Here is a 21,267-nt window from a genome sequence, read left to right as displayed (position 1 = left end):
TTCTCTCTTGAGCCATGCTTTTCGTGAATTAGGCTATTCTTGTGCTGCATAAAACTATCTTTTCACTATCACCGTTGATGCAGGTAACGTTGTCGGAATACACGGCAATAGTAATGCTTCCTGTAAAGAACCTAACTGAATAGGAAAGGTGATCTGACAAGCCTTATCTTCTCCCCAAGTCACAGTCATCACACTCTGAGGGTTAATACCACTGATATAAGCACTTCCAGAATCACCCACAATTCCTGTATTTTGCGCTTTACTGTTTTGTATTTGAGCGCCGAATGGCGGGTGGCTACCATCAGGCAATCGCAGTACTGTCATCGCTTTTTGTCCTGATACCACAGCAAAATGACGATAACCTACAGCGCCTTCTGTGAGCGTGGCTTGTACTACCGACTGCTGTGCTTCTACATTGTCTGGTAATGCATTTAAGTCAATTTGAGCCTTACTACGGTAGTAACTACTCACATCACCAACAATGGCTTTACCAAACATATTGGAGGTAATCGGTGCACCAATCCCTTTGATCGGCACATCCGAAACACCATCGGTATCGACTAACATTCGCGTTCCACCTAATGTATTAATACGATGAAGTCCGCCCCCCTCTGGGGTAAAAGTCATTCCACCGCTCATTGATAGACCAAATGCACTATATTGGTTATGCATATAACTCACATTAGCCGTTAAACGTGCGATATCAGCTTGATGGGTGATAAATGCACTCCCCGTTCCACCTTTTTTGCTACTCCCGACACTCAGCTGGTATGTCGTTCGATCATTAATTCGGTCGTAATAGGTCGCCCGATTTGTCGTATCGTAGCGACTACTATTCAGCGAATACCCTACGTTGGCGCCGTTACTTAAGGGGAATGAGGTCGATAGATATATACTGTCATCCTTAACACCGTTATAAACACTGCGGTTTGCCGATAAGTTAACACTGATATTTTTGAGTGAACCAATATCCATATATTTCGACAGCATGATGCTGTAATAATCATTATCCGGCTGATCCCAATAAGTTTGGTGGTTATAGTTGAGGTATAACGACATTCCTAACTCGCCGAAATTTTTATTCAGCGATATCGTATATAACTCTTTACTCCCTCCATAACGCTCACCGGTTTTCAGTGCATTTAAGAAATCAGACATCGACATAAAGTCACGCTCGGAAAAGCGATAACCTGCAAATTGAATAGTGCTATCAATCGCCTCAAAACGTTTAGAGTAATTAATACGGTAGGAACCTCCGTTTAAATTCCCCATACTCGGTAATCGGGCAAAAGATTGAGTAACATCGAAAGATAAAGCTCCAAATGCCAATAAATCACGCCCAATACCCAGCGATACGGCATTGTAATTTTTACTATTCAGGCTACCGCCAAATAGTGACCAGCCATTATTGACGCCCCACGAAAATTCACCCGTGACAAAAGAGTCCCCTTCACTGTGACGCTGATAATTAGTTGGTTGGCCTAATGCTAATTTGTATTGTATTTGCCCTGGGCGCGTTAAATAAGGCAAGCTAGCTGTATCTATTTGAAATTCTTGGGTTGTACCATCCTGTTCTTTAACTGTGATATCGAGTTTGCCACTAACAGCATCACTCAAATCCTGAATACGAAACGGCCCCGGAGCGACTTGTGTTTCATACAACACTCGCCCTTGCTGGCTAACTATTACCGTCGCATTTGTTTTTGCAATGCCTGTCACTTCTGGTGCATAGCCACGCAAATTTGGCGGGAGCATATTCAATTCAGAACGCACACTGGCGCCAATAAAACGAAATGAATCAAAGATATTAGAAACAAGGTAATCCTCCCCTAATACCAATTTAGCAGCGAGTGACGGCAATGCGCGATAGGCATAAAACCGATTCCAGTCAAAGTCTTTATTAACCGAATCACCAGAACCAGTAGCATGATTTAAACGGCCTTGCCAATCAGCGCGAAAGCGCCAAGCCCCTAAGTTCACCCCTGCAATACCATTTCCATTTAACGCATAACTATCGTGACCACCGTTATATGAATTATTGGCATTACCATTAATGTTATAGTCCAGCATCAACGCAGCAATCCCCTCATCCCAACGCGATGGTGGATCCCAGTTAGGCGCAGTGAATTCGAGATAAGCTTGTGGAATACTCACGTATAATGACGAGGTAGCTAAATCACCATGGATTTGCATCCCTGGTAAACTACTTGCTGTCAGACACTGTCCGTCATGCCACCATGCCAACTCTTTTTTTGCCGATGAAGTCAATCCAAATTGATCCGCTACCTCTGGCGATATACAAGCTGTGCTACCTTGTGGATCATCTTCAGGGGGATAAAAAGGCACTGACACTTCTGAAAACTGCTCGCCATTTACCTTTAATGTTAAAGAATAGGTCCCCGGCATGATGTAACCCGCACGAGAGAACTGCTCTAGATCGATGTTATTTTTATCTTCTAGATCTAGCACATCCGTATTGAATTCAATTGTCTCAGTTGCCCACAATGGCGTTGATAGACCATAGAATGAAAAAACAATGGCTAGGCCTAAGCAACTAAGGCGAAAAAATACAGGTCGTGAAGAAGACATAAATAACATCCCTAAAAATCAGGTTCAGGAAAAACGTAAGCTAAAAAGAAAAAATGACTTTTTATTATTAGTAATAATCCAGCTTAAAACGCAGTGCGCTTTGATATTGCCCCGGACGTAAAGGCTCTTTATCGGCAACTAGCCTTAACCCATAATTCAGTACAGTATTTCCCGGTGCGATAGTTTGTTTCTCTGTGGACTTCCCTGGATAAATAGGCTTCCCATCTGCATCTTGTAATAACAGAGCAACGCCACGCGCATCTCCCGACACCGTAAACCAATTACCAGAAGCAGGACCGTCAAAAGTCACCGTAAAAGCTTGCCAAGCAGAACCGGTATATGGCACTAAAGTGCAACCAATTAGCGTAATAGAGAAAGGGTGAACAGGACCTTGTCCTTGTTGGCGTATTGTTCCAACGGGTAATATTCCCATGTCGACAACCTGTTCATAAGAACCGGTATCAATAGCACATGCAGAATCGACAATACTGCCATTCATGTTGACACTTCCCCATAGTGTGGAAGCTTGTGCTTGTACACTCGGTAAAGTGGCAAATTGACTAACAAGTAACATGACTAAAATAGCTTTCATAACCGAGTTCCCCCTCTTTTATATTTCCCCTAATCACGAAGTGACTTAGGGGAATACTTCATTGACAATAACGATTAGTTATAGGCCAATGTAAAGTTGGTCACAGCTTGGAAACTACCCGGAACAACAGTCGCATCTGACATACCTTGTAGCGCAGCTTGAAAACTCAAAATGTTATTACCTGAGGTATAAGCACGCTCAACGGTTGAATCATTGATATTGATTTTTGCACCTGATTTATTCATCAATACAATACCTGCACCAGACGCATCACCTGTAATTTGAATTAATCCAGTATTGCTACCATTGTTTACCCACTCTGTACCTTCAAATTTCACTTCAACCATATTGTTATATTTTTGGGTAACGCCATCTTTATCTTTATATTCTGCGTTCAACGTGCAACCTTCGAGATGGATCTCAAAAGGCTGAGCTGCGGACATACCACCTTTCTGTAGGGTAACATTAGAAACCTGTCCTAAATCAATAGTTTGACTTTCATCTCCTGGAGCGATTGAGCATGGTGCTTCAATGATAGACCCCGTGAAAGTTACTGTGCCTTTTCCTGCATCCACAGCAAAAGCGGATGCACTCATTGCGCCAGAAATTAAGGTTGCTAAAATAATTTTTTTCATGATTGCCTCTGCAATATAAATATATCGTACTTAAAAAATAGGAATGTATTCACAATCCTTCAGACGTGTTTATTCCTAATTATTTAAAGATAAATAATTTAAAAAACTTTAAATAAAAAAGAATGGTGATATAAATAATTAATAGAAAATAACTAACCCCATAAGTTAGTTTGGTCATATCGAGAAAATATTTCGAGCTGTTTCTTCAATTCTTCCGATTGGTCAGTAGAGCTAAATACATTATGATATTGCACACAGATTTTCTTTTCCTTTTCGAATACCTGTAAAAAGACCTGATTAAAGAAATCTGTTAATGAAACATCTAATGCATTTAAAATAACAATCAATGTATCTATTGTTATATTACAAACTCCACATTCATAACGTGATATTTGTTGTTGGGAAACATTAACTAGCTTAGCTAGATCTTTTCCTGTCATCGAACGTTCTTTGCGTAATTTATGTATTTCTTTCCCGATAGCTTTGGTAAAAACAGTTCTTGAATCATCGAGTTTATTTTTCGGCATTTGTACCGCATCTACTCTCACTATTTTTCTCCATGCATTAAATTAATTACACTTACCTATTTAAATGTCACTTACATAAATATATCGAACGAAGATAACTAATAAAAATCGATATGCATAGAAACCCATTCCATTTAAAATTCCATTTTAAAATTGAATAAAAAATCTATCTTCAACATGTTTTATGCAACTTTAAGTCTATAGGTATAAATAATGTTTTATTATGTATTGTCACTGAATCAATGCCTATTAATTTACTTGAGCATTGGAGTAAAATCAAACTTCCCCCCTACCATCTGGCAGCACAGAGATCTCCTGTTTACACCATTAAAGAGTAACTTGAATATCGTAAAACCTAGCTATTTTGCTGGCTTCTAGGGTGAATCATTTTAAGACGGTCTATATAAAATGGACTTTTCAACCATAAAAACACTAATTATGACGCAAATAAAGATGAAAATTTTAAATTTTATAAATAGTCATAATCATTAATGAAAATATAAATTAATTAATTTATTAAACACCTCTTATAAAATAGCAAGAAAAAAATAAATATCTATTTTTCATATAGATACAAAGCAGCCCGCATTATTTTAAATAATAACCAATCTTTAAATATCAGATAAGACTCCTTCAAAAGTTAACGTTATCTTTTGATTTAGGTAATAATACTAACCACGATTTCATAATCACTTTTAAAATAATAATCAGCATAACTAAAAATAAGACGTGTTAATTTTTAGTTAATTTCATAATATTGGAAAACGACTACTAATTTAAATAATATAAATATGCAAGAAAAATGAATATACTCTTATTATGTTTATCTTATTTGAACTTAAATATACTTATAATGAGTATCATAAAGGGATAAAAACAAAATTTAAATTTTAAAACCAATTTAAATTGAAAACCATTATTATTCTCAAAAACACTTAAAGGTAACATTAAAAGCCATCAAGAGATGAATAAGTGATTTATAGATTATGAATTGAACGATAGTGTTTTAATCGCCCACTAAAAGAGGATTAAATCAATATCATTTATTCAGGATGGGAAATACTAAAAGGTAGTGAAGCAAAATGATTCACACAAAAGGATGGGAGTTAAAGTTATCTAACTAATTTTCTCATCGTCATACCTCAATAACGATCATTAATGTCATGTTAGCTTTCATCTGTTTATTTAGATTTATAAATTGCTTACGTGTAATAGTAGTCTTAACTCAAGACTTCGTTCTCTATTTCATAAACTTTATTACTGACTCGCTGCAATAGCCATGAACACAGATTGGGATATCAAGAGCATCCCCTATCATTACATTTATGAGGGATTTTTCTTTTGTGTATTTGAGGGAACAAAGGCATAAATGCAAAAAGCCCTGATTCTAAGAATCAGGGCTTCGATATCTGGCGGAACGGACGGGACTCGAACCCGCGACCCCCTGCGTGACAGGCAGGTATTCTAACCAACTGAACTACCGCTCCGAACATTCCCCTTGGGAACGCGATGCATATTACGAATACTTTCAATAACAGTCAATACTTTTTCTTGAAAAAACGTGCATTTGAACAGTTTTTAGCCTTAAAAGCGAATAACTGCTAATGAACCGTCTCCCCTTCCTCAGGCGATTGACGCCAGAGACAAGGCTTACCACCTTTTTTATCGACGATATCTAGCCGCTTTTCATGTTCAATCAGCTCTTCATCCGTCGCATAAAGTACCCTTAACCCACTGACAGGACGGTCTATCCGTTGTACTTCTTCAACATAACTTTCGTTTGAAGTATCTGCTTCCATTGAAAAAGCCAAAGACGTCTGTCCACCAGTCATCGCTAAATAGACATCAGCCAGTATCTCGGCATCGAGCAAAGCCCCATGGAGAGTTCGTTTCGTATTATCAATCAAATAGCGATCACACAACGCATCCAAGTTATTCCGTTTACCGGGAAATATTTGCCGAGCCATGACTAAACTATCCGTTATTTGGCAAAAATCGGCCGTTGGCGGTATATCTTTATTCAATTTGCTAAATTCGTAATCCATGAAGCCAATATCAAAGGGGGCGTTATGGATAATCAGCTCTGCTCCACGAATAAACTCAATAAACTCATCGGCAATATCAGCGAACACGGGTTTATCTTGTAAAAACTCATCACTGATACCATGAACCTCAAAAGCTTCAGGGTCCACGAGACGATCAGGTTTTATATAGACGTGAAAATTGCGCCCCGTCAGCCTACGATTGATAACCTCGACGGCTCCAATTTCAATAATGTTATGGCCTTCATAATGAACGCCCAGTTTGTTCATACCTGTAGTTTCAGTATCGAGGACAATTTGTCTGGTTATCGCCGTGCTCATAATGGATTTTTGTGTCAAACTAGAGATTGATGAATAAGGTAGAGTTTAACAGAAATGACAAAGCAGGTAGAAATTTTCACTGATGGTTCCTGTCTGGGTAATCCAGGTCCAGGTGGTTATGGCATTCTTCTTCGTTACCAACAGCATGAAAAGACACTCAATGAAGGTTTTTTTATGACAACCAATAACCGTATGGAGCTACTTGCTGCTATTGTTGCCCTTGAATCGTTAAAACGACCATGTGATATTATTTTAACCACCGATAGCCAATATGTTCGCCAAGGGATCACACAATGGATCCACAATTGGAAGCGTCGTCAGTGGCGTAAAGCAGATAAGTCTCCGGTAGTGAATGTTGACCTCTGGAAACGCTTAGATGCGGCTATCGCTCGCCATAAAATTGATTGGCGTTGGGTAAAAGGCCATGCAGGCCATCCGGAAAATGAAAAATGTGATGAACTCGCACGCCAAGCGGCTGAATCACCAACAAAAGAAGATACAGGTTACCAACCTACACAAGATTAAACGGGTTCAATCCCAACTTGCCTACATTTGCCCACACAGTGTAGGCCTTAATTCATATCGCGTGTTTATCGCTGAAATTTATAATTTTTTGGTGCTATCAGAAATACGCTTTGTTGCCCCCAGTGCAGTGCCTATTTTAACTTTCGGTTGTTTAAATTTGAGCAATGTCGGAGTTAGAGGGTAAGTTCGCTTTCTCGCAACAATCACATTTAAAGTACCTACCCCTTTTATGCGCTGATTTAACCAATTTTCAGGGCCATGCCATGGAAACACCTGACAATTGCGATGGTAAAGTACTTCATAATTCAATACACTAAGCCAATCAAATACCCTTAACGTAGGAAAAAGACGGCTACAATAAGGTTGCTGTTTACGAAGGAACGGCACCATTTTACCGATCCCTAATAAGCTAAATGGGTTAAAGCCAGAAATAATTAGCCAGCCATCATCAACGAGCACACGGTCAACTTCACGCAATACCCAATGGGGGTCATGGCTATATGCCAACATGTGTGAAATTAAGCATGCGTCGATTGATTTGGCCGTAAAGGGAAGCGCTTGTGGTTCAGCGATAACTTGAAAACGAGGGTCACCATTCCCCAAACAAAACTGATGCGATACCATACACTCTTCGGTATCGACCTCAGTACTGAGGTGCCCAAGCTTAAGCAAATGAAAGCCAAATATTTTTGGCCACCAAGGGCGAAGCTGATATTGCAACGCTTGGCGATAGTGTTCCCCAAAAGGAATATCAGACCAACTCACAGGCATCTGGAACTTTTTTTCAATACGCGCTGGCTTCATCAAATTCCCCTTAATCAAAATAGAGAGGTCATTATGGAGTTAATACGAGTCCCTGCTTTAAATGATAACTATATTTGGATTCTGTCTGATAATAACCAACAGTGTATCATTGTTGACCCCGCGGAGTCAGAGCCAGTCCTCGAAATATTGGCGCAAAAAAAGCTTACCCCAACGGCTATCTTACTGACCCATCATCACAATGACCATACTGGTGGTGTAAAAGGTATTCTGAAAAACTTCAGTAACCTACCTGTTTTTGGGCCTCAAGAGACTCAAGTTAAAGGAGCAACACAAATCGTTGAGCAAGGTGATCGTGTCAAAATTAACGATTTTAATTTTGATGTTATTGGCTTACCTGGACATACCCTTGGTCATATTGCTTTTTATCAAGCTCCTTATCTATTTTGTGGCGATACCCTGTTTTCTGCTGGGTGTGGAAGGATATTTGAGGGTACACCGGAGCAAATGTATCAATCCATTCAGAAAATTGCTGCTCTCCCTGATGACACATTAATTTGTTGTGCCCATGAATATACTCAATCTAATTTGAAATTCGCTCACCATATTTGGCCTGAAAACACGCAAATTAGCCAATATCAAGAAGAGGTTGCCGCTAAGCGAAACAAAAATCAACCAACTGTACCTACCACGCTAAAAACAGAACGAAAAGTGAATATTTTTTTACAGTGTGATAATGCACAATTGCAAAGAAAATTAAATATAAATCAAGCTAACCCACCACTTAGAGCTGTTTTTACCGTTCTACGTCAATTAAAAGATCATTATTAACGTTTAATTATTGTCTTCTTTGTGTCGGATAAGTATTATTGTTCGACTTTTACACATACAACAAAGAACCAAGACACAATGAAGACAATAGCGACTATTATCGCCATTGTTCTGCTGGCCGGATGCCAATCTTCGCCTCAACAAACCAAGCAGAACAGGTCTTCAGCAAACCACACTATAGAAACCGTTGCTCCACATAATCAGGCAGCAAGCAGACAAATCTCAACGGTAGATAACGACCTTTGGGGTTATATCAGTGATGAGCTGAAGATGGATATACCTGATAATGCTATCATCAGGGAACAGGCAAGTAATTACTATACAAAACAAAGTTTTCTCTACGACGTCACATTAAGGGCCGAACCTTATATGTACTGGATCGTGGACGAAATCGATAATCGTAACTTACCCATGGAATTGGCCCTGATTCCAATCATAGAAAGTTCATTCAATCCAAAAGCAACCTCACCTGCACAGGCGGCAGGATTGTGGCAAATTGTTCCTATCACCGCACGCTCTTATGGCTTAAAACAAGATCAATGGGTCGATGAGCGCCGTGACTTAGTCACATCGACTAAGGCTGCTTTTGATTTGCTCGAAAATTTAAATATCATGTTTGGACATGATTGGGAATTAACCTTAGCCGCTTATAACTGCGGTGAAGGCTGTGTACTGAATGCGATTAAGAAGAATGAAGAAGCTGGGTTGCCAACTGATTTCTGGTCGTTATCTTTACCTAAAGAAACAAAACAATATGTGCCTAAAATATTAGCGCTTAGCCAAATATTAAGAGCACCTGAAAAATATCAAATTAAATTACCGCGTAGTAACCGAAATAGAGCGTTAACTCAAGTCGATGTTGGGCAGCAAATTACATTAACCCAAGCTGCCGAGCTAACAGGTATTTCGGAAGAGTCGCTGAAAATTTATAATTCTGGCTATAAGCGTGGTGTAACATCACCTAATGGCCCACATTATATTATGTTACCGACAGCAAAAGCGGAGCAATTAAAAGTATCACTTTCTGACCAAGCTGTTTTAGATAATATCCGTCTCGCCGTGGCTAAAAATCAGCATCAGAGATCAACCCAACCCGCCAATAATTTCACTTATAAAGTGGCTAAAGGGGAATCGGTTGCAAGTATTGCCAAAAAATTCAATACGACAAGTAAAGAGATAAAGCGGCTTAATGGAATGAAAACGGCCACTATCTATCCGGGCCAAACCCTTAAGATAAAAGGTTCAGCCCCTACTGCCAATAGTCGTAAAACCAAAACTTATAGAGTGAAGAAAGGTGACTCTTATTACAGCATAGCCAAAAGGCATGGGATCAAACTCAATGATTTAATGAGTTGGAATTCAGGTGTCAAAATGGCAGATCTAAAACCTGGTGTCACATTGAACCTCTACTTATAAAATAAGTCTCTGTCATGTACCTACCGATTAATCGGTAGGTATTACTTATTTGGTATTAAAAATTAATTATGCTTATCAATATTGGTATCATATTCAATTACCGTTAATCTTTTCTCTATTTTGTTAAAAAAACCTCTTCAAATTATTTTGCATATCGTTTTTAAGTTAAAATCATCGTTATTTTTTGTAAACAAACGAAAAGTATCTCTAATTGGATATAAAACTCCTTTAAAACTGCGCTTAATTGATATAAATAGCACTATAAGTCCTTTATCCTGCTTTATTTTTGAAAAAAAACCGCGGTCAGGTGGTGACTTATGTAATAAAAGTGCTATATTATTAGCACAGCGAAAACTGTTAGCGCTGCTAGCCCGTATTTGAATATTACTGATATAATTATTGATAATTCTAAAAATTACACCTACTTTGTTACAAAGTATATATAACCTAATGCGTTGATTAGTAAATGCTTATGTTAATAACCAAGGTGTTTTATTTAGTTTGTACTAGATTATTTAGATATAGAAATACACATAGCAAAGGTTAGTCTCGCCTGCGGAGGTGATTATGGATGAATATTCACCCAAAAATTATGATATATCTGAGTTAAAATACTTGTGTAACAGTTTGAATCGAGAAGCAATGTTAAGCTTACAGAAAACTAATACACACTGGGTCAATGATTTAAGTTCACCACAAAGTGCTAGACTTAATGAACTCATTGAACATATTGCAGCCTTCGTGTGGCAATTTAAGATAAAATATCCCAAAGAGAATCTCGTTATATCATTAGTTGAAGAGTATCTTGATGAGACTTATGATTTATTCGGAAGCCCTGTAATAACTCTAAGTGAAATTATTGACTGGCAGAGCATGAATCAAAATCTAGTTTCCGTACTTGATGATGATTTAAAGTGCCCTGCAAGCAAAACATAAAGATATTATTCGTCGCTATATAAACTATAACATAGCATGTTATAAAGCTTTTTTAATTATCAATAAAAGAAAGGGTATTATGACCAAAACTGATTATCTGATGCGTTTAAGAAAATGCACAACCATCGATACACTTGAGCGTGTTATTGAGAAAAATAAGTATGAGCTTTCTGAAGATGAGTTAGAATTGTTCTATTCAGCTGCTGACCATCGCCTTGCAGAACTCACTATGAATAAACTTTATGACAAAATCCCTGCATCGGTTTGGAAATTTGTTAGGTAACTACTTATTAATATGCACAGATAATAACTGGTTATAGCCGATAATTCATTTTATCGGCTTAATGTGTATATTGTCTTTCATTCTATTATTATACATTGTAAACAATGTATCCATCGTGCTCGTATTTTATCCAATTAAGCTTTGGATATTCATAATTAGACAACTTCTCAATAGCGCTACGCTTATTCATAAAGAATTTATAAAACCTTACAAATAATCGTCGCTTTATCTTATAAAAATAGCATTAAAATTAATAATACTCATTTCAAATTTACGATTTTGCTATTTTATCTGCCAATGAATATTAGCTTAAGTTATAAGATGAAAGAGGGGGGAAATAAACAGATAGGTTACTTAACTCATAATTGGGTGGGGGCCCTGCCAGCGACATCCCGGCACACACATCTCCTGCTGTGGCTGCTTCTTTCCAGACCTGACCAAATTAACAAGTTAGTGTTGCGGGAGAACCAACAGAGCCCCCATAGATTGCTTCCTAAAAAGCAGGAGGCATTATGCTTGATGACAACTAAAATAGCAAGAAAACTACTGCCAAGTGCTGATTTCTTGCACAAAATACGTAATTAATGATATTTATTAAAAAATAATCAACTGGTGGGTTCAATAACTAACCTAATTTCTTTGCTCGTATCATCACTAGTAGAGAGATTTTCTACTTTGGAAATCAGCAAGATATTACCATCAACAGATACTGTCGCTCTCATCGCAAGATGGGCATCTGGGCGTACTTCATTCTTTTGATAGCTTAATTCAAAAGGAAAAGGAGACTGTTTGCCTAAAGTCTCATAATATTTTTGTGATAAGATCAACGCAGGTAGTTCCGCGATTGAAATATCCGCTAAGGTTACTGTAATCACGGCATTCTGAGGCAATTTGACCTGCTGCGGAATGACAACTTGCCCTCTAATGACGTCAGTGTCTAAATGCTGCTTTGCATTATGGCTGTGATTGTTAACCTTCGTCTCTTTTACATTATTATTATTACCTTCACAACCGACCAAAAAAGCAGGCAGAACAAAGCCAATTATGCATAGGTGTAGTTTCATAATAAATGTCCAAAAAACAATTTGTTGTTAAGTATTTTTATACTAATCAGAGTGTGATTTTTACTGAAGGCGAATTGATTATAGCTAAAAAATACTCACCAACAAAATATTCTTTCAAAATGTAACAAACAACATCAAAATGTAATCAACTGTTGAACATAGCGGCCTAAACGGTAGTCATCGCCTATTTAAAATCATAGCCAGCCATGCTTTCTGCTATTGATATATAAAAGCGATAAGACAAAAAACGCTCTACCTATTTTTATGTATTAATGGGAAAATACCCGCATCTGATAAATATTAATCAACTTTCAAGGTTGCTATGAGCCCAGAATTGCAAAATTTAATCAGCCTATTGGAGCTGGAAAAAATCGAAGAGGGTATTTATCGAGGTCAAAGTGAAGATCTTGGATTACCTCAAGTATTTGGGGGGCAAGTTGTTGGTCAAGCCATGTACGCAGCGGAACAGACTATCCCCGAAGGTCGCGTAATAAATTCATTCCATAGCTATTTCTTGCGCCCTGGTGATAGCCAACGCCCTATTGTCTATGATGTCGAAATATTAAGAGATGGTGGCAGCTTTAGTACACGACGCATCAGCGCAATACAACATGGCAAGCCCATCTTTTTTATGACGGCCTCTTTCCAAGCACAAGAAGAGGGGTTTAATCACCAGAACCTCATGCCAGATGTTCCTTTACCAGAGACACTGGCATCACAGGATGAAATCATTCAACGTTTGGCAACCCAATTACCCGAGTCGGTCAAAAAGTATGCTTTGCGCCCAAATCCTTTTGAGTTTCGGCCTATTCAATTTTACAGCCCATTTAATAACCCACCGCAAGAGCCTTTTCGTTATATTTGGTTTAAAGCCAAAGGCCAATTGCCTGATATTCCCTCATTACACAACTACTTATTAGGCTATGCGTCTGACTATAATTTTTTACCTGCAACCCTACAGCCACATGGCCGTGGGTTTATGGAGAGAGATTTGCAAGTCGCAACAATCGATCACTCAATGTGGTATCACCGACCATTTAAAATTGATGATTGGTTACTCTATGCCATTGAAAGCCCTTCCGCTTCTGGAGGACGAGGCTTTGTTAAAGGGCAAATTTATGACCGACAAGGGGTCTTAGTGGCAACAGCGGTTCAAGAAGGGGTGATCCGTAAAAGAAGGCCTCGCTAAGTCAACTATAGCTAATTAGTGCGAGTACTCACTAACTATTTTGTGAGTTAAAAAACGCCCCCAGTAATGGCTTATCCAATTATTGGGGGTCATTCACTATTTTCGCTTTAGTTTGGGATATTGTAACCGCACTCATCTATCATTATGTTTATCAAGATATTGAGATGTAGGTGTTGAACAGCTTTAGTTTGATAAACTTCCTTGTATGTTAGTACCAACTCACTTTTTGGCTTCGATCAATTATAGGCACTCTCTCCATGATAAGTGATATCAAGCCCTTCTCGCTCCTGTTCAACATCAACACGTAAGCCTGTTGTCTTATCTGCGATTAAAAATGCAAGGTAGGCAACAATTGAGGTCCAAACAACACAAATAAGTATGCTAAATGCCTGAATGCCAACTTGTTTTATCATTGTTATACCTTCTGCATACCCCATCCCCCCGAGAGCCGCCGAAGTAAACACACCCGTGAGTAAACACCCAACCACCCCGCAAACACCATGAACACCAAAGACATCACAAACATCATCAACTTTTAACCAACGTTTTAAAACCACAACCCCCCATAACCCAGCAATACCTGAAAGTAGGCCGATAATTAATGCTCCTGCAACTCCAACCGTTCCTGCTGCGGGTGTAACACCAACCAACCCCGCTAAGCACCCTGAGCAGGCACCTAACAATGAGGGCTTATCCCTAAATATCCATTCAGCAAGTACCCATGAAAGTATTGCTCCGGATGCCGCTACCACCGTATTAATAAATGCCAAGGCCGCGACGGAATTCGCACTTCCCGCTGACCCCGCATTAAAACCAAACCAACCGATAAATAAGATTGCGGTACCCATAAACACCATCGGCAAGTTGTGAGGCTTTATGACTTCTTTACCCAACCCTGTTCGCTTTCCAAGTAAGTAAGCACCAACAAGCCCAGCAACAGCGGCATTAATATGAACGACAGTGCCTCCAGCAAAGTCCAAAGCACCATCTTGGGCAAGGAGTCCTCCTCCCCACACCATATGAGCAATAGGCAAATAAGCAAAGGTTGTCCAAATGACAGTAAATATCAGTATTGCAGAAAATTTAACTCGTTCGCCTAACGCACCAACCACCAGCGCAACCGTCAAACAAGCGAAAGCACCTTGGAATGCGACATGAATAAATTGAGGGATGGTGGCAGATAAGCTGTCAATATTGATACCCTTGAGCATAAATTGGCTTAATCCCCCAAAAAAGCTATTACCCTCACTAAATGAAATACTGTAACCATAGATGACCCAAATCACTGAAACAAGTGCAAAAATAACCATAGTTTGCGCCATCAGTGCGAGGACATTTTTGCTTCTCAGTAACCCGCCATAAAATAAAGCAATACCCGGAACGATCATGAATAGGACTAATGCAGTGCAAACCATCATAAATGCGTTATCTGCTTTATCGACACCGTCATCAGATGCAAACACTCTTGCAGGAAAACTTGCTATAAATAGCCAACACAAACGTTGAAACAGTTTACTCATCGCTACTCTCCTATAGTGCTTCATCTTGTTTCTCGCCAGTACGGATACGTATGGCTTGCTCAAGCTCTAATACAAATATTTTCCCATCACCTACTTGCCCTGTATTGGCTGCTTTTTCTATTGACTCAATAACGAGATCGGCAAATTCATCGGAAACAGCAATTTCTAGACGCACTTTTGGTAAGAAGTCGACGGTATATTCTGCACCACGATATAATTCAGAATGTCCTTTTTGCCGCCCAAAACCACGCACTTCAGTCATCGTAAGGCCTTGTATCCCTATATCTGAAAGAGCCTCTCTGACCTCATCTAACTTAAAAGGCTTAATAATTGCGATGATATATTTCATTTTCCCTCCGGATAATATGATCCCCTACCTATCCAGCTAAAGACGTACGACAACATCATCATTGGCTGCAACTACACTAACAGCAAATAGCATGCCAAAATTAATTATGCTTATAATTCAAATAGTCATCGCAAAAGAAAAGGCCACTCATCCGAGTGGCCTTTTGACGATGCGTTAAAAATGTGCAAACAGGCTAATTCAATAACGCTTCAGGCTCCATATCATCATGCAAATTCAACGATTCACCGACCTGTTGAAGCTGATACATTTGATAATAACGCCCTTTTTGTTGCAGTAGCTGTGTATGACTACCTTTTTCAACAATTGCACCACGATGAAGCACAACAACCTGATCGGCATCGACAATTGTGGATAATCGGTGTGCAATAACCACAAGTGTAGTCGTTTGGCGGATTATACGCAGTGCTTTTTGAATAGCCTGTTCTGTACCTGAATCGATATTGGCTGTCGCCTCATCCAGAATTAATATTTTGGGTGTTGCAACTAAGACCCGAGCCATCGCGAGTAGTTGCCTTTGCCCGACAGAAAGCGTATTCCCCTGTTCTCCTAGTAGCGAATCTAATCCTTCTGGCAGTGATCGGACATGCTCAGCTAACTGTACAACATCGAGAACCTGCCAAACTTTTTCTTGGGTTATCTCACGCCCTAACGCGACATTATCAAAGAAAGATGCCGCTAGAACGACAGGATCCTGTTGCACCATCGCGATCCCATTACGTAAAACTTGATGTGAAAGTGTGTGTAAGGAACGTCCATCAAGTAGGATCTCCCCTTGCTGCCAAGGGTAATAGCCCATAATCAGGTTTGCGATGGTACTTTTCCCACTTCCCGTGTGACCAACTAAAGCAACAAAGCTATTTTCAGGAATATGAAGATTGATATCCGTTAACACTTTTTTGTCATCACGATACGCAAAAGATAACCCCTGAATATCAATAGCACCACTTTGTAATGGCTGTATATTATTGCCATAAGCTTGTTTCGGACTATCCATTAATTCAAACACTCGCTCACCTGAAACGACCGCTTGTTGCAACATAGATTGTTGAGAGGTCAATTCGATGAGAGGCTCATTTAAACGTCCAAGATAGTTGATAAAAGCATATAAAACCCCAACACCAATTGTGCTCGTACCATCAAATCCAAACAATAACAGTAACCCACAAAGCACCGATGCCGAGATCAAGCTAAGCAGAGGTCGAAGTAATAACCCATCCAGTTTTAATGCCTTCATGCGTGCAAGGTAGTGATCTTGACTAGCCTCTAACATTTTCTCGCCAAACCGAGCTTGTTGGCGAAATTGCTGGATCACTGTCATGCCATTGATCACTTCATTAAAGCCATTATTTATTTCAGCAAGATAAGAACGAACGCGGCGCACAATCGGAGTACTTAGCCGTTGATACACGAGCATCACCACCATCACGGCTGGAAAAATCATGACTGCCACTAAAGCCATGCGCCATTCAAGGGTAAACATCGCGATAAGCATCGCACAAATTAGCGCTAAACTACGGAAGACTGTCGGCACAACCATCACAAATAGGTCTTTAATAACTTCGGTATCATTAGTAACACGGGAAATGATTTGACCTACAGGTTGTTTATCAAACGCACTTAATGGTTGTCTTAATGCTGAGTTCATTACGTCGGTACGTAAAGCCTGAACCACGCCAACAGCCGCTTTGTTAAATAAGATCGTTTGATAATAATGTAAGAGTGCAGCAGCAATCTGTAATAACACAAAACCAACCGCTAAATATAAGGTTAACGGCATGATGATCTGTTTCTTAGCCACCATGTTGTCAATAAAATAACTAATCAGCAAAGGCCCACTGACTTCAGCCGCAGCAGCGACCCATAGCATAACAATGGCAACCGACATTGTACCGCGGTGAACTTTGCCATAGCTAAGTAAGCGTTTTAACGCTGGCCACAATGGTTTTTTCTGACTCATAAATCACCATCCAAAGTGGCTTCGATTTGTTGATAATGGTACATATCTTTATACCATCCAGGTTGGACTGATAACGTTGAGTGAATACCTTCCGCCGCAATGCTTCCTTGGGATAACACGAGAATATTATCAGCGTCGACTAACGCAGATAGGCGGTGTGCACTAATGATTAATGTTTTACCCTCTCGCCAGCGACTTAAATTTTGTAAAATAGTAAATTCAGTCTGCCCATCCACCGCCGATAACGCATCATCTAAAATTAAAATTTCGGCATTTTGCAAAATAGCGCGCGCAATAGAAATTCGCTGTTTTTGCCCACCAGACAACATTACGCCACGCTCACCCACTTGGGTTTGGTAGCCTTCAGGTAACCTCAAAATATCATCATGTACGCAAGCAATACGCGCAGCTTCCTCAATCTGCTCTACTGTGGCTTGTGGGTTGCCTAATGCGATATTCCCTGCAATCGTATCAGAGAATAAAAAAGGTGATTGGTTAACAACGGCTAAACGACCTCGCCACTCATCTAACCGAATCTCAGGTAACGGTTTCCCCTGATAAGAAATCGCGCCTTCAGTAACATCGAATTGGCGTTGGATCAGCGTAATAAGTGTTGATTTCCCTGAACCTGTCGGGCCACATAGTCCTAAAAATTGCCCCGGTTTGAGGTCAAATTGAATGTCGTGGAGTGCGACTCTATCTGTTTCAGGGTAGCTAAACGTTTTAATTCTCGCGCTCAATGCCCCTTTTTCAGCACCCAGTGATTGATGCCCATCTTCAATATCGAGCGGCTCATCAAGTAAACTTCGGATACGAATATATGCAGCACTACCACGCTCTACGATATTAAACATCCATGCCAATGCCAGCATAGGCCAAATCATTAGCCCCAAGTACATCACAAAGCTAGTCAGTTCACCGAGCGTCAATGTTCCTTGTAATACCATCCAACTGCCACCGCCAATAGCAAGCAAGTTAGCCATACCGATAGCGATAAAAATGGTTGGGTCAAAGCGTGCATCAACTCTGGCAACATGCATATTACGCCGCCCTGCTTCTGTCGCAACCTGCTCAAATTGGTTTGATTGGTGATCTTCAAGACCAAAAGCTTTAATCATGCGAATACTGGTTAAACTCTCTTGAGCATGATTATTTAGGGATGAAAATGCGCCTTGGGCATGTTTGAAACGATGATGTAATTGGTCGCCATAGCGTTTAATAACTAGTGCCATAATTGGCATAGGAATTAATGCTAATAACGTTAACTGCCAACTGATCTCCACGCTCATCATGATCAATACCGCACATCCCATGACTAAGGAATCAACAAACGTCAGTACCCCTTCCCCCGCTGCAAAAACAACGCGGTCAACATCATTGGTTGTACGCGCTATTAAATCCCCCGTTCGATAGCGTAGATAGAAAGACTGATTTTGTAGGCTTAATTGGCGATAGAATTTTTGTCGCAATTGTACGGCTAACTTATAGGATGCTCCGAATAACCAAATCCGCCACACATAGCGCAGCCCATACACAACGACAGCGATAAATAACATCAAGGCGACATAAGATACTAGCTGGCTCGTAGCCATCGTCTGGTTGCTAATACCATCAACAACAACGCCCACAAGCCGTGGAGGAACAAGCTGTAAAATAGCAATAATAATGAGAAAGCAAACCGCGCCAACATAGCGCCGCCATTCACTAAGAAAATACCAGCTTAATTGTGAAAATAATCGCACTGAGTTACTGCCTTGAATAAGATTTAATATTTGCCATTATGTGGCATCCTAACGATGCAAAACAATTGAGAAAAGCAGAACTAACAACACTAATCAGGAATAGGTAGCACTGTCGTATACTTGATTTTTTCCATTGCAAAACTAGAGGTTACATCAATCAGACCATGAACGCCATTAACCAGTTTCTTATAAAATAGATCGTAGGATTTCATATCTTTGACTTCGACTTGCATCAGATAATCATACTCTCCTGCCATACGGTAAAACATAAGGACTTCAGGGAGTTGGCTAACAAAAGAGACAAATTGTTCATACCACTCGCTGTTATGGTGTTGCGTTTTGATCATAACAATAACCGTTAGACCGAGACCTAATTTTTCCCCATCAAGCAAGGTCACTCGGTGGCGAATGTACCCTTCATCCTCCAAGCGTTTCAACCTTTTCCAACAAGGAGTCGACGTCAAGTTAACGGCCTCTGCAAGTGCATTTAAAGATAGACTACTGTCATTTTGCAACAAGCGAAGCAACTTTTTATCTATCTTATCTAACATAGGTATTCTCTTTTTATTTATAAAAAAATATCACTGTCGACTTTATATAATAGAATGATTTTACCTAAATAGATTTACGACAGCATAAATAATTCATCAATAACCACAAAAAGACAAAAATTTCCCTGTTCATCACACGCTAGCATCATTACCATGACCCATCAGTTAAGTATTTATATTTTTGAGTAGGAGAAGTGTTTATGAAACGTGCTGTTGTTGTCTTCAGTGGTGGTCAAGACTCGACGACTTGTCTCATTCAAGCTTTAAAAATGTATGATGAAGTCCATTGTGTCACCTTTGATTATGGACAACGTCATCGGCTTGAAATTGAAGTGGCTCAAAAGCTAAGCCATTCACTGGGTGCAGCCGCGCATAAAATCCTTGATGTAAACCTACTCAATGAGTTAGCCGTAAGCAGTTTGACCCGCGACAATATCCCTGTACCCGACTATAACGAAAGTACAGCTAATGGGCTACCTAGCACTTTTGTTCCGGGTAGAAACATTCTCTTTTTAACGCTTGCAGCCATCTACGCTTACCAAGTCCAAGCAGAGGCGGTTATCACAGGCGTATGTGAAACCGATTTTTCAGGCTACCCTGATTGCCGAGACGAATTTGTTAAAGCACTTAACCATGCCGTAAACCTTGGGCTAGCAAAAGATATCCGCTTTGAAACGCCTTTAATGTGGCTCGATAAAGCACAAACATGGGCACTTGCAGACTATTATGGGCATTTAGAAACCATACGTGAGCAAACGTTGACTTGTTATAATGGTATACAAGGTGACGGTTGTGGGGAGTGTGCTGCATGCCACCTTCGCAGTAAAGGCTTGGACTATTATTTAAGCCATAAAGAGTCGGTGTTAGCTTCTCTAAAAAAACTCGCTAATCTCGCTTAGTACTTTGCTTGCTAACCACACCGGAGAGTTAGCAACTTTCCGGTGTTAATGATTAAGCGGCAATAAAATCTTCAGTACTGCTTTTGGATAATAACTCAAGTTTTTCGCGCAGTTCCCCTTCAATCTTAATGGATTTATTCAGCGCTAAATCAATAAAGACAAAAGTCACCTTTGCATCTGATACCACTTCTCTCTTACCTTGCCTTTCGCGTGTTATTTGCTGATAGCACAACGCACTTTTAGTACCAATTTTTTCAATACGCGTCGTCACTGTTAGCTCATCGCCAAGTATGGCACCATGAAAATAGTTCACATTGATATTAACCGCCACCATGGCAAGCTGGCTTTTTAGTGCCCAGCCCAGAAAATTGTGCTCATCCATACAGGCCCATCTATCTGATTCATAAAACTCCAGATAACGTGCGTTGTTCACATGTTGGAAAACATCAATATGATAACCACGTACTTTAATTTGCGTTGCCATAACTACTCCGACCAGTTGCTATTCGTTACAAA

At 39.8% G+C, this 21,267-nt stretch carries 20 protein-coding genes, 1 tRNA gene and 1 other RNA gene; 7 read left to right on the top strand and 15 right to left on the bottom strand.

Annotated elements, in window-relative coordinates:
* Positions 1-54 precede the first annotated feature (54 nt).
* The 6 genes from PR675_RS10550 to dnaQ form a co-directional block, all read right to left on the bottom strand.
* The gene (locus tag PR675_RS10550; protein WP_060560634.1) at positions 55-2,589 is read right to left on the bottom strand and encodes an outer membrane usher protein; all 2,535 of its coding nucleotides are present in this window, start codon (positions 2,587-2,589) and stop codon (positions 55-57) included.
* Between the two features lie 67 nt (positions 2,590-2,656).
* On the bottom strand, positions 2,657-3,181 hold the full coding sequence (locus PR675_RS10545) for a fimbrial protein (protein ID WP_060560635.1): 525 nt from the start codon (positions 3,179-3,181) through the stop codon (positions 2,657-2,659).
* 74 nt (positions 3,182-3,255) lie between these two features.
* Entirely contained in the window at positions 3,256-3,816 is a 561-nt protein-coding gene (locus tag PR675_RS10540; RefSeq protein ID WP_004927218.1) for a fimbrial protein, read from the bottom strand.
* A 152-nt stretch (positions 3,817-3,968) separates the two neighbouring features.
* The gene (locus PR675_RS10535) at positions 3,969-4,364 is read right to left on the bottom strand and encodes a helix-turn-helix domain-containing protein (RefSeq protein ID WP_004927213.1); all 396 of its coding nucleotides are present in this window, start codon (positions 4,362-4,364) and stop codon (positions 3,969-3,971) included.
* Between the two features lie 1,389 nt (positions 4,365-5,753).
* A tRNA-Asp gene (locus PR675_RS10530) sits at positions 5,754-5,830 on the bottom strand.
* A 114-nt stretch (positions 5,831-5,944) separates the two neighbouring features.
* Complete coding sequence (dnaQ, locus tag PR675_RS10525) at positions 5,945-6,706, bottom strand: DNA polymerase III subunit epsilon (protein ID WP_004927092.1); 762 nt, start codon at positions 6,704-6,706, stop codon at positions 5,945-5,947.
* Between the two features lie 54 nt (positions 6,707-6,760).
* On the opposite strand from dnaQ, the gene rnhA reads away from it, so the two are divergent.
* The gene (gene rnhA, locus PR675_RS10520) at positions 6,761-7,231 is read left to right on the top strand and encodes a ribonuclease HI (protein ID WP_014656762.1); all 471 of its coding nucleotides are present in this window, start codon (positions 6,761-6,763) and stop codon (positions 7,229-7,231) included.
* 78 nt (positions 7,232-7,309) lie between these two features.
* On the opposite strand, the gene PR675_RS10515 is transcribed toward rnhA, so the two are convergent.
* A complete protein-coding gene (locus PR675_RS10515; RefSeq protein ID WP_053110025.1) occupies positions 7,310-8,035 on the bottom strand; it encodes a class I SAM-dependent methyltransferase in 726 nt (241 codons plus the stop codon).
* Between the two features lie 33 nt (positions 8,036-8,068).
* Here PR675_RS10515 and gloB point away from each other — a divergent pair, with 33 nt between their 5' ends.
* The 4 genes from gloB (at position 8,069) to PR675_RS10495 (ending at position 11,459) form a co-directional block, all read left to right on the top strand.
* Complete coding sequence (gene gloB, locus PR675_RS10510; protein WP_060560972.1) at positions 8,069-8,824, top strand: hydroxyacylglutathione hydrolase; 756 nt, start codon at positions 8,069-8,071, stop codon at positions 8,822-8,824.
* Between the two features lie 78 nt (positions 8,825-8,902).
* Positions 8,903-10,240 carry a murein transglycosylase D gene (gene mltD / locus PR675_RS10505; protein WP_004927077.1) on the top strand — a complete coding sequence of 446 codons (1,338 nt, stop codon included), beginning with the start codon at positions 8,903-8,905 and terminating at the stop codon, positions 10,238-10,240.
* Positions 10,241-10,807: 567 nt separating this feature from the next.
* On the top strand, positions 10,808-11,176 hold the full coding sequence (tomB, locus tag PR675_RS10500; RefSeq protein WP_004927067.1) for an Hha toxicity modulator TomB: 369 nt from the start codon (positions 10,808-10,810) through the stop codon (positions 11,174-11,176).
* Between the two features lie 79 nt (positions 11,177-11,255).
* Positions 11,256-11,459, top strand: coding sequence for an HHA domain-containing protein (locus PR675_RS10495; protein WP_004927064.1), 204 nt, complete (start codon positions 11,256-11,258; stop codon positions 11,457-11,459).
* Positions 11,460-11,835: 376 nt separating this feature from the next.
* Here PR675_RS10495 and ffs read toward each other — a convergent pair.
* An RNA gene (gene ffs / locus PR675_RS10490) (signal recognition particle sRNA small type) lies at positions 11,836-11,932 on the bottom strand.
* Between the two features lie 132 nt (positions 11,933-12,064).
* Entirely contained in the window at positions 12,065-12,523 is a 459-nt protein-coding gene (locus tag PR675_RS10485; protein ID WP_004927062.1) for a YbaY family lipoprotein, read from the bottom strand.
* Between the two features lie 322 nt (positions 12,524-12,845).
* On the opposite strand from PR675_RS10485, the gene tesB reads away from it, so the two are divergent.
* Positions 12,846-13,712: an acyl-CoA thioesterase II gene (gene tesB / locus PR675_RS10480; protein WP_004927058.1), complete on the top strand. Its 867-nt coding sequence runs from the start codon at positions 12,846-12,848 to the stop codon at positions 13,710-13,712.
* A gap of 236 nt (positions 13,713-13,948) precedes the next feature.
* Here the strand turns inward: tesB and amtB are convergent, their stop codons facing one another.
* The 5 genes from amtB to PR675_RS10455 all read right to left on the bottom strand — a co-directional run bounded on the left by amtB (position 13,949) and on the right by PR675_RS10455 (position 19,852).
* The gene (amtB, locus tag PR675_RS10475; protein WP_014656764.1) at positions 13,949-15,232 is read right to left on the bottom strand and encodes an ammonium transporter AmtB; all 1,284 of its coding nucleotides are present in this window, start codon (positions 15,230-15,232) and stop codon (positions 13,949-13,951) included.
* 10 nt (positions 15,233-15,242) lie between these two features.
* Positions 15,243-15,581, bottom strand: a complete 339-nt coding sequence (locus PR675_RS10470; protein ID WP_004927053.1) for a P-II family nitrogen regulator — start codon at positions 15,579-15,581, stop codon at positions 15,243-15,245.
* Positions 15,582-15,774: 193 nt separating this feature from the next.
* Entirely contained in the window at positions 15,775-17,559 is a 1,785-nt protein-coding gene (locus tag PR675_RS10465) for a SmdB family multidrug efflux ABC transporter permease/ATP-binding protein (protein WP_004927051.1), read from the bottom strand.
* The gene (locus PR675_RS10460; RefSeq protein ID WP_060560971.1) at positions 17,556-19,301 is read right to left on the bottom strand and encodes a SmdA family multidrug ABC transporter permease/ATP-binding protein; all 1,746 of its coding nucleotides are present in this window, start codon (positions 19,299-19,301) and stop codon (positions 17,556-17,558) included. Before PR675_RS10460 ends, PR675_RS10465 begins: the two co-directional genes overlap by 4 nt.
* Before the next feature lie 89 nt (positions 19,302-19,390).
* Complete coding sequence (locus PR675_RS10455; protein WP_060560970.1) at positions 19,391-19,852, bottom strand: Lrp/AsnC family transcriptional regulator; 462 nt, start codon at positions 19,850-19,852, stop codon at positions 19,391-19,393.
* A 200-nt stretch (positions 19,853-20,052) separates the two neighbouring features.
* Between PR675_RS10455 and queC the strand changes: the two genes are divergently transcribed.
* Positions 20,053-20,751 (top strand): 7-cyano-7-deazaguanine synthase QueC, encoded by a 699-nt coding sequence (gene queC, locus PR675_RS10450; RefSeq protein ID WP_014656767.1) that lies wholly within the window; start codon positions 20,053-20,055, stop codon positions 20,749-20,751.
* 52 nt (positions 20,752-20,803) lie between these two features.
* On the opposite strand, the gene PR675_RS10445 is transcribed toward queC, so the two are convergent.
* Positions 20,804-21,235 (bottom strand): acyl-CoA thioesterase, encoded by a 432-nt coding sequence (locus PR675_RS10445; RefSeq protein WP_004927043.1) that lies wholly within the window; start codon positions 21,233-21,235, stop codon positions 20,804-20,806.
* Positions 21,236-21,267: the final 32 nt, after the last annotated feature.

The organism is Providencia sp. PROV261 (genome assembly GCF_028477945.1).
In the GTDB taxonomy this organism is placed as follows: domain Bacteria; phylum Pseudomonadota; class Gammaproteobacteria; order Enterobacterales; family Enterobacteriaceae; genus Providencia; species Providencia stuartii.
The sequence above is the reverse complement of the archived record's forward strand: the minus strand, read 5'-3'. Positions and strand labels throughout refer to the sequence as shown.